We start from the raw sequence: 9,016 nt of genomic DNA, 5'->3' as shown, positions 1-9,016 counted from the left end.
TCGAAGGGCCGCGCGGCACCGATTCGCGCGGGCTTGCCGAGGCAGCGGCCTCGCGCAGCGTCATCATCGAGCCAGGCGACCGCTTCTTCGATCGCACTGAAAAGCCTTCGCGTTTCATGCGGCTGGGCATCTCGTCGATCGCGCTACAGCACATCGAGCCAGGCATCCGCGAACTGGCCACGGCCGCCGGACGCAGACCCGCGGCCGCCTGATCCATCATCGACCTCTCGTGACCGGAGCCGCTCGCAGCGGCTCCGGTATTTTAGTTCTGGCACATGGAACTGAGCCAGCTGGCCCATAGGATGGGCCAGTGCCGGCGGCATAGTCGGCGTCATCAGGGGAAGAAGCAGGCCGATGGTGGACCAACCGCCACGAGTTCCTGCCGACGAAGTTGGAGTGCTTCCATGCCAGTGGCTGTCGAACAGCAGGACACGCCGGCGAACCGTCGTCCACAACGCTCCGGTCTTCGCGAAACAGGACATGCCATGCGATCATCTCCCCTGGTGGAGGATGCCAGACCACAGCACAAGGCCATCGAGGGCGGCGGCTACGGGCCGCTTCGCGGGGATGACCGCGAGCGTATCCACGAAGGCGTGCTGACGCTTCTGGAGACAGTGGGTTTCGCCAACGCCATTCCTTCCTGCATAAAGGTGCTGACCAAGGTGGGGGCGATCCATGGCGACGATGGCCGGGTCCGCTTTCCGCGCGCGCTCGTGCTCGACACCATCAAGCGGGCGGCACGACATTTCACGCTTCATGGCCAGGACCCCAGGCACGACATGGTGGTCCAGGGCAAGCGCGTGCACTACGGCACGGCAGGCATCGCCGTGCACCTGGTGGATCTGGAGAAGCGTGAGTACCGCGAATCCAAGCTGCAGGATATTTATGATGCCGCCCGCATCGTCGACGGGCTGGACAACATTCATTTCTTCCAGCGGCCGATGGTGGCGCGCGACATCGCCGATCCGCTCGAGATGGATTTCAACACGCTTTATGCCTGTGTGATGGGAACATCGAAGCACGTCGGAACATCCTTCACGGTGCGTGAGAACGTGAAGCCTGCACTTGAAATGCTGTACGCCATCGCCGGAGGCGAGGAGAATTTCCGCGCCCGGCCATTCGTTTCCAACTCCAATTCATTCGTCGTGCCGCCGATGAGGTTCGCCGAGGATGCCTGCGGCGTGCTCGAGGCCTGCGTCGAAGGCGGCATCCCGATCCTGCTGCTGTCGACCGGCCAGTCGGGCACGACGGCACCCGCGGCGATGGCCGGCGCCGTCGTGCAGGCAGTGGCCGAAGTGCTGGCCGGCCTGGTCTATGTCAACGCGCTCAAGCCCGGCCATCCGGCGATCTTCGGCGCATGGCCGTTCATGTCCGACCTGCGCACCGGCGCCATGGCCGGCGGGTCGGCCGAGCAGTCGGTGGCAACGGCGGCCTGTGCCCAGATGGCGCAATTCTACGACCTGCCCGGTGGCTCCGCCGCCGGCATGACGGATTCGAAATTGCCCGATATTCAGTCCGGCTACGAAAAGGGCATCACCAATGTGATGGCCGGCCTCTCCGGCCTCAACCTCGTCTATGAGGCGGCCGGCATGCATGCCTCGCTGCTCGGCTTCTGCCTGGAGAGCCTGGTCATCGACAACGACATGCTCGGTCATTGCCTGGGCTGCGCGCGTGGCATCGACGTGACTGACGAGGCCCTGTCGATCGACAGCATCGCGGAGGTCTGCCTCAAGGGTCCAGGCCACTATCTCGACAACGAACAAACGCTCAAGCTGATGCAGACCGAGCACTTCTATCCTGCCCTCGGCGATCGTTCCTCGCCGAAGGAATGGAACGAAAAAGGCCGGCCTGATATATTGCTGCGTGCGATCACCGAGAAGAAGCGCATTCTTGCCGAACGATTTCCGCGCCATGTGCCAAAACAGGTCGACGACAGATTGCGTGCCCGTTTCGGCAACCTGATCCACCTGCCGCGCACGCATATGGGCGGCTGACCGGAGACAAGTCTCGTGCAGCCATACAGCCATACACGACCAACCATCGGGCAGAACGACAAATGAGTGTGCATCCTATCCAGCAAGCCCCCACCGACGGCGACGCGATCGATCGGCTGGTGGCATCTCATCGGCCAGGCCACGGCCTGGTGCGTGCCTTCTATCATGACCCGGCGATCTTCGAGCGCGACATGGAACGGGTCTTTCGCCGCCACTGGCATTGCCTGGCCCACGCCAGCGTTATCCCGAACCCCGGCGATTTCGAGCTGTTCAAACTGGGCGACGAGGCGGTCATCCTGACACGCGGCATGGATGGCACCGTGCATGCCATGCTCAACGTCTGTCGCCACCGCGGCGCCGAGGTCTGCACCAAGCAGAAGGGCAACGCGAAGATGTTCGTGTGCCCCTACCACGCCTGGGCCTATTCCAATGACGGATCGTTGCGCGCTGCCCGCCTGATGCCGAAGGATTTCGACCGCACGGCGCACGGCCTGAAGAAGCTTCATGCCCGCGTCGCATCCGGTCTGGTCTTCATTTCCTTCGCCGAGACGCCGCTCGATTTCGATCCTATCGAACAGTCGCTGCGAACGAGCTGCGGCCAGTATGGCTGGGGCGACGCCAAGGTTGCGTATCGTCAGTCCTATCCGCTCGACGCCAACTGGAAGCTCGCCGTCGAGAACTATGTCGAATGTTACCATTGCGGGCCGGCGCATCCGGAATATTCGCAGACGCATGCGCTGGAAAAGCCGGCAGAAATGATCGAGCAGCTCAATGCGGCGATGGAGCAACGCACCTGCGCGCTCGGCATCGAGATCGGCAGCGCCAACCGCTGGCAGAACTCGGCGGCCGGCCAGGAAGCAATCCACACCTTCCGCTATGCGCTCTATGACGGCGTTTCGAGCGGCAGCCAGGATGGATCGCCGGTGGCCCCGCTGATGGGACGCTTCTCCGACTATGACGGTGGCGTCACTTCCATCCATCTCGGCGGCACGACCTTCCTCGTATGCTATCCCGATCACGGCATGATCTACCGCTTCATCCCGAAAACGGCTGGCACCTGCGAGATGGAGCTGATCTGGCTGGTGCGCGGCGACGCGGTCGAGGGCCAGGATTACGATCTGGAGAAGCTGACCTGGCTGTGGAAGATCACCACCGAAGAGGACAAGAAGATCATCGAGCACACCGCGCGCGGCGTGCGCTCGCACTATTTCGTGCCCGGACCTATCGCGCCGATGGAATACAACGAACTGCGCTACATCGGCTGGTATCTCGAGGAGATCAGCCGGGCCTGAACGGCTCGGCTGCCTTAGAGCATTCACCGTTTCACGGAAACGGCGATCTGCTCTAACTCTTTGTTTTGACGCAATTCTAGACGGAAAACCGCTCACACTTTTCCTAGAATTGCTCTAGGAGAATCAGGCAGATCTTGCCTTTCGCGTCATTCCGCGCTGAGCCCGTATCGGTCGACGACTTCGGGGTTGATGAGCTTGGCATGCAGCGTCATCAGCACGATCTGCGCGTCGAGGCTGTCACCGGCTTCAAGCGCCGCCTCGATGCGGCGCTCGGCTCCCAGCGCCCGCTCATGGCCATTGGCTTGCTCGAAGGTTTCGGGACCCGCGATGCAATAGCTGCATAATTGTGCCACCGACGCATAGGTGCCCGGTGGCGGCTCGTCGGGCCAGCGATCCTTCATGAGATTGACGAGGGTAAGCTTCACGCCCTCCGGCACAAGGGCTGGATGCAGATCGGCGCCGCGCAATGCATCGTCGAGCTGCCTCAAGTCGCCCGAACGGCCGAACACTCCGAGGAAGCCGAGGGAAGATCGCCGTCCGGCCATGATGTTTCCTTCCATTTCCAGCCCACTTAGGTGGTGGGCAAGCGGATTGCAAAGGCGGTGCTGTCTAACCAGCCGCCGCCAGCAAGATCCCTGCAAGGGCGGATAGCGCGAGTGTCGGCAGCATGCCGACTTTCAGCTTCAGGATGGCGACCATGGCGGCCACGGAAAGCAAGGCCGCGCGCCAGTCGATCGACGAAGGCACCGGCACGTTCATGCCAAGGCCCGTCGCGTGCACCTCACGGAAGATGACGTGCAAGGCAAACCATAGGGCCAGATTCATAATTACCCCGACAACGGCGGCGGTGATCGCGCCCAGTGCGGCCGACAGTGCCTTGTTGCCGCGCAAGGCCTCGATGTAGGGCGCACCGAGGAATATCCAGAAGAAGCAAGGCGTGAACGTCACCCACAGAGTGAGCAAAGCCCCCAGCGATCCGGCAACCAACGGGTCCAGCGAGCCGGAATGGCGGAACGCGGCGATGAAGCCGACGAACTGCAGCACCAGGATGAGCGGCCCTGGCGTGGTTTCGGCGAGCCCAAGGCCATCGACCATTTCACCCGGCGCCAGCCAGCCGAAGGACTGGACGGCTGCCTGTGCGACATAAGCGAGGACCGCATAGGCGCCACCGAAGGTGACGACAGCCATGAGACTGAAGAACCGGCCTATCTCGGTCCAGACGCTTGCAGAGCCGGTGAACCACCAGATCAAAAGAACAGGCCCGAGCCAGAGCGGCAGCCAGATGGCGACGGTGCGCGGTGCATGCCATCTGGTCGGTTTGACATGGGCCAGTTCGCCACGCTCGAACATCAGGTCGACCGCTCCCTTGAAGTCGGCAACATCGTCCTTGCCATGGGCCGAGCCGGAAAACAGGGCGGGAGCAATGCGATCCCCCAGCCATCCCGTCAGGCCGGCTAGCAGGACGATGAGCGGAAAGGGCACATTCAACGCATAGATGGCGATGAACGCCGCGACCGCGATCGACACCATGACCCGGTTCTTGAGGGCACGCCGGCTGATCCGGACCACCGCCTCGACGACGATGGCAAGCACAGCCGCCTTGACCCCGAAAAACAGCGCCGCGACAAGCGGCACGTCGCCATAGAGGACGTAGAGGCTGCTCAAGGCGAGCATGACGAGCGCGCCCGGCAAGACGAACAGGATGCCGGCGACAAGGCCGCCGGCCGTCCTGTGCAGCAGCCAACCGATGTAGATGGCGAGTTGCTGGGCTTCCGGGCCAGGCAGCAGCATGCAGTAGTTCAGCGCGTGCAGGAAACGCCGCTCACCGATCCAGCGCCGCTCCTCGACCAGTTCCTTGTGCATCAGCGCGATCTGCCCGGCCGGACCGCCAAAGCTGAGCAATCCGATTTTCGCCCAGACCTTCACGGCCTCGGTGAAGGTCGGTGCAGCCGGCACCGGGACGGTTCCCGCCTTATTGTCCGGGACAAGAGCGGTCACGACGGCTTACCCGCAGCCGGCCAGTTGTGCGTTTCTTCGGTGGCGTCGCGACACCAGCGGAAGAACGCGTCGTAGAGCAGCATGCCTGCTTCCAGTTGTTCCAGATCGTCGCGGTACATACGCGACAAACCAAGCGAGGCAGCCAGAAAGCCGGCCGCCTGAGGCACCAGGTCGAGGCTTGCAGTGTCGGCCGCCCGCACGATTGCAGCGAGGCGATCGAGCGCCACGGATTCCAGCCCGAACTCCTCGATCATCGTGTCGAAGGTGCAGCGCTCGCCGCGATGGCTCCAAAACACATTGTCGATGTCGAACGGCACGGCCTGAAAGCGGTCGGCAACAGCCAACACTTCAGCGGGTTCGACGAACAGGAACACCGCGTCGGGGTCGACGAAACGCCGGATCAGCCACGGGCAAGCGATGCGGTCGACCTTCGGGCGCGATCGCGTCACCCAGACGGTGGCGCCCTTTTCATTGCGTGGCGGCATCTTGGCGGTGCGGGCCAAAAGCCCTCCGGCATCGCGCCAGGCATCAAACCCGCCTTCGAGAGATTCAGCTGATATCCCCTCATGGCGCAGCCATGCGGCCACGCCTTGCGAGAGCTTTTGCCCCCTCTGGCAAACGACGGCCACCGGCTTGCCGGCGAACGTGGCCGCCCAGGTTGAAACGGTTTTGAAATCGCGACGGCACGACGCCGGCAACAGCCGCGGATCGGCGTCGAAATCTTCATCTATGCGAACATCGACAATGACTGGGGCGCCCGGCAGACCTATGAGCCGGGACAATTGCGGTACGGTGATAGCGGTTGTTGACGGCATGGCGTCCACCTCCTGAAAAGAGAAGCTTGGACGCGAACGTTGGGCTGACGCCTCACGGGGTCGTCGCGATGCACCCCTTGTCATGATGGTGGATTTGTTGGGCGCGCTTGTCAAGGACGGTGGCCGTTCTCGACCTACCCGGCCGCGATGCAACACGCTGACCGGAAAACCGACGGCGGCCTGATTTGATCAAGCCGCCATCCGTCGATCCAGAATCAATGATTGTCCCTGGGGACACCGCTGGTGTGCGCGACATCCTGGTATTTCACCGCCGGCTTCAGCACCATTCCCTCCGAAAACTGCGCGACCATACCGCGCTGGATCTCCTGCCAGGGCGTCTGGTGCTCGGGATAGTGGAAGCCGCCATTGTTCTGCAGTTCGGCGCGGCGCCGGGTGATCTCGTCGTCGGTGACGAGGATGTCGGCCGTGCCCTTGCGCAAGTCGATGCGGACCCGGTCGCCCGTCTTGAGCAGCGCCAGTCCGCCGCCGATCGCCGCTTCCGGCGAGGCGTTGAGGATCGACGGCGAACCCGACGTGCCCGACTGGCGGCCGTCCCCGATGCAGGCGAGCGCGTGGATGCCCTTCTTGATGAGATAGGCCGGCGGCTGCATGTTGACGACCTCGGCACCGCCGGGATAGCCGACCGGGCCGGCGCCGCGCATGAACAGGATGGTGTGTTCGTCGATGCCTTGCGCCGGGTCGTCGATGCGGGCGTGGTAATCCTCCGGCCCGTCGAAAACCATGGCGTTGCCTTCGAAAGCCTCGGGATCCCTAGGATTGGACAGATAGCGCTCGCGAAACTCGGGCGAGATGCCGCTGGTCTTCATGATCGCCGAATCGAACAGATTGCCCCGAAGATTGATGAAGCCGGCATTGGCCTTCAGCGGCTTGGCGACAGAGCGGATGACGTCGGGGTTTTCGTTGGCGACGCCCTCGCTATTCTCGCCGATCGACTTGCCGTTGACGGTGCGTGCGCCGGGATGCGGCAACAGGTCGCCCTTCATCAGTTCGGCAATGACCGCCGGCACGCCGCCGGCATGATGGTAGTCCTCGCCAAGATATTCGCCCGTCGGCTGCAAATTGACCAGCAGCGGCACATTGAGGCCGACCGTCTGCCAGTCGTCATTGTCGAGCTTGACCCCAAGGTGGCGGGCGATGGCGTTGAGATGGATCGGCGCGTTGGTCGAGCCGCCAATGGCCGAATTGACGACGATGGCGTTCTCGAAAGCCTCTCTCGTCATGATGTCGGACGGCTTCAGATCCTCATGCACCATCTCGACGATGCGTTTTCCGGTCTCATAGGAAATCTGGCCACGCTCGCGGTAGGGCGCGGGAATGGCGGCCGAGCCCGGCAACTGCATGCCAAGCGCCTCGGCCAGCGAGTTCATCGTGGTGGCGGTGCCCATGGTGTTGCAATAGCCGGTGGACGGCGCCGACGAGGCGACGATGTCCATGAACTCGTCATAATCGATCTCGCCGGCCGACAGGCGCTGGCGTGATTCCCAGACGATGGTACCGGAGCCGGTGCGCTTGCCCTTGTGCCAGCCATTGAGCATCGGCCCGACCGACAGCGCGATCGCCGGAATGTTGACGGTGGCCGCTGCCATCAGCAGCGCCGGCGTCGTCTTGTCGCAACCGATGGTCAGCACGACGCCATCGAGCGGGTAGCCGTAAAGCACCTCGACCAGGCTGAGATAGGCAAGGTTGCGGTCGAGCGCTGCGGTCGGGCGCTTGCCGGTCTCCTGGATCGGATGGCAGGGGAACTCGAACGGAATACCGCCCATCGAGACGATGCCTTCGCGCACACGCTTGGCCAGTTCGATATGATGACGGTTGCAGGGCGACAGATCCGAGCCGGTCTGGGCGATGCCGATCAGCGGCTTGCCGGACATCAGTTCGGCGCGCGTCAGGCCGTAATTGAGATAGCGCTCGAGATAGAGAGCCGTCATGCCCGGATTGTCGGGATTGTCGAACCACTCCTGCGAGCGAAATTTTTTCTTATGGGTGGGGGCGCCTGCCATCATGGTCTCCGTATTTGTAAGACAAATCGATATGGCAACGCGCGGGAGCAGGCAAGAGGGCGTGCGGTCGCAACCGGACTTTGGTGCGATAGACACGCACTAAGCCGTGCGTTACGGGTTTGGACAGTCTTGTCCGGGAGGTTTTCATGGCTTTGGTGATCGAAGGCGAGGAGCGCATTGCCGCACCGCTGCAAAAAGTGTGGGAAGCGCTGAACGATCCCGAGGTCTTGAAGGCGACCATTCCCGGTTGCCAGAGCCTGGAGATGAAGTCGCCGACCGAGATGGCGGCAACCGTGGTGGTGAAGATCGGACCGATCAAGGCGACGTTCAACGGCGAAGTGACGCTGAAGAACCTGAAGCCGCCGCACTCCTACACCATCCAGGGCGAAGGCAAGGGCGGCATTGCAGGCTTCGCCAAGGGTGGCGCCGACGTGACGCTGACGGCAGATGGACCCGACGCCACGATATTGAACTACGCGGCCAAGGCCGATGTCGGCGGCAAGATCGCCCAACTCGGCAGCCGGCTGATCGAATCGACCTCGAAGAAACTGGCCGGACAGTTTTTTTCCAGTTTCGGCGAGAAGGTCGGCGCGGCCTAGGCTGCAGAGCGGCGGCGGCTACCGAACAAGCTACTCGAAAACAATACTCGGCACCGCCGCTGCCGCAGCACCACGCTCTTCGTTAACCCGGTCCCAGACCTTCGAGGCGATGTCGCGGTAGATTTTCGCCTCGGCGCCGTCGGGCTTGGAGACGACAACCGGCGTGCCGGCATCCGAGCTTTCGCGAATGCCCATCTCGAGCGGCACCTCGCCGAGGAAGGTGACGCCAAGGCGCTCGGCCTCGCGCCGCGCCCCGCCATGACCGAAGATGTCGTAGCGCTTGCCGGTGTCCGGGGC

General features: G+C 63.0%; 8 protein-coding genes and 1 pseudogene. 4 read left to right on the top strand and 5 right to left on the bottom strand.

Annotated features, from left to right (window positions below; translation table 11 throughout):
• The 3 genes and pseudogenes from EN949_RS29090 to EN949_RS29080 all read left to right on the top strand — a co-directional run.
• Positions 1–212, top strand: a pseudogene (locus tag EN949_RS29090) (PLP-dependent aminotransferase family protein); the annotation flags it as partial.
• Positions 213–404: 192 nt separating this feature from the next.
• Positions 405–1,994: a trimethylamine methyltransferase family protein gene (locus EN949_RS29085; RefSeq protein ID WP_027161820.1), complete on the top strand. Its 1,590-nt coding sequence runs from the start codon at positions 405–407 to the stop codon at positions 1,992–1,994.
• Between the two features lie 62 nt (positions 1,995–2,056).
• Entirely contained in the window at positions 2,057–3,286 is a 1,230-nt protein-coding gene (locus EN949_RS29080) for an aromatic ring-hydroxylating dioxygenase subunit alpha (protein ID WP_063171129.1), read from the top strand.
• 146 nt (positions 3,287–3,432) lie between these two features.
• Here EN949_RS29080 and EN949_RS29075 read toward each other — a convergent pair whose 3' ends face one another.
• From EN949_RS29075 to EN949_RS29060, 4 genes are all read right to left on the bottom strand, one after another.
• Positions 3,433–3,831: a hypothetical protein gene (locus tag EN949_RS29075; RefSeq protein ID WP_082827526.1), complete on the bottom strand. Its 399-nt coding sequence runs from the start codon at positions 3,829–3,831 to the stop codon at positions 3,433–3,435.
• Between the two features lie 64 nt (positions 3,832–3,895).
• Positions 3,896–5,284 (bottom strand): chromate efflux transporter, encoded by a 1,389-nt coding sequence (chrA, locus tag EN949_RS29070; protein ID WP_013528002.1) that lies wholly within the window; start codon positions 5,282–5,284, stop codon positions 3,896–3,898.
• Positions 5,281–6,099 carry a chromate resistance protein ChrB domain-containing protein gene (locus EN949_RS29065; RefSeq protein ID WP_127368184.1) on the bottom strand — a complete coding sequence of 273 codons (819 nt, stop codon included), beginning with the start codon at positions 6,097–6,099 and terminating at the stop codon, positions 5,281–5,283. The genes chrA and EN949_RS29065 overlap by 4 nt, the downstream gene beginning before the upstream one ends.
• 215 nt (positions 6,100–6,314) lie before the next feature.
• Entirely contained in the window at positions 6,315–8,120 is a 1,806-nt protein-coding gene (locus EN949_RS29060; RefSeq protein ID WP_013528004.1) for an IlvD/Edd family dehydratase, read from the bottom strand.
• Positions 8,121–8,266: 146 nt separating this feature from the next.
• Here EN949_RS29060 and EN949_RS29055 point away from each other — a divergent pair, with 146 nt between their 5' ends.
• Positions 8,267–8,719, top strand: a complete 453-nt coding sequence (locus EN949_RS29055) for a carbon monoxide dehydrogenase subunit G (protein ID WP_013528005.1) — start codon at positions 8,267–8,269, stop codon at positions 8,717–8,719.
• A 30-nt stretch (positions 8,720–8,749) separates the two neighbouring features.
• Here the strand turns inward: EN949_RS29055 and EN949_RS29050 are convergent.
• Positions 8,750–9,016 (bottom strand): P-loop NTPase (locus EN949_RS29050; RefSeq protein ID WP_164782571.1); only part of this gene is annotated, 267 nt, incomplete at its 5' end.

Origin of the sequence: Mesorhizobium sp. M7A.F.Ca.US.007.01.2.1 (assembly GCF_003998165.1) — a bacterium.
Lineage (GTDB): Bacteria > Pseudomonadota > Alphaproteobacteria > Rhizobiales > Rhizobiaceae > Mesorhizobium > Mesorhizobium ciceri.
The sequence above is the reverse complement of the archived record's forward strand: the minus strand, read 5'-3'. Positions and strand labels throughout refer to the sequence as shown.

Excerpts from the sequence above, each read along its gene's own strand:
- EN949_RS29085 (WP_027161820.1), top strand. The coding sequence starts at position 405 with ATGCCAGTGGCTGTCGAACAGCAGGACACGCCGGCGAACCGTCGTCCA.
- EN949_RS29080 (WP_063171129.1), top strand. The coding sequence starts at position 2,057 with ATGAGTGTGCATCCTATCCAGCAAGCCCCCACCGACGGCGACGCGATC.
- EN949_RS29075 (WP_082827526.1), bottom strand. The coding sequence starts at position 3,831 with ATGGCCGGACGGCGATCTTCCCTCGGCTTCCTCGGAGTGTTCGGCCGT.
- EN949_RS29065 (WP_127368184.1), bottom strand. The coding sequence starts at position 6,099 with ATGCCGTCAACAACCGCTATCACCGTACCGCAATTGTCCCGGCTCATA.
- EN949_RS29060 (WP_013528004.1), bottom strand. The coding sequence starts at position 8,120 with ATGGCAGGCGCCCCCACCCATAAGAAAAAATTTCGCTCGCAGGAGTGG.
- EN949_RS29055 (WP_013528005.1), top strand. The coding sequence starts at position 8,267 with ATGGCTTTGGTGATCGAAGGCGAGGAGCGCATTGCCGCACCGCTGCAA.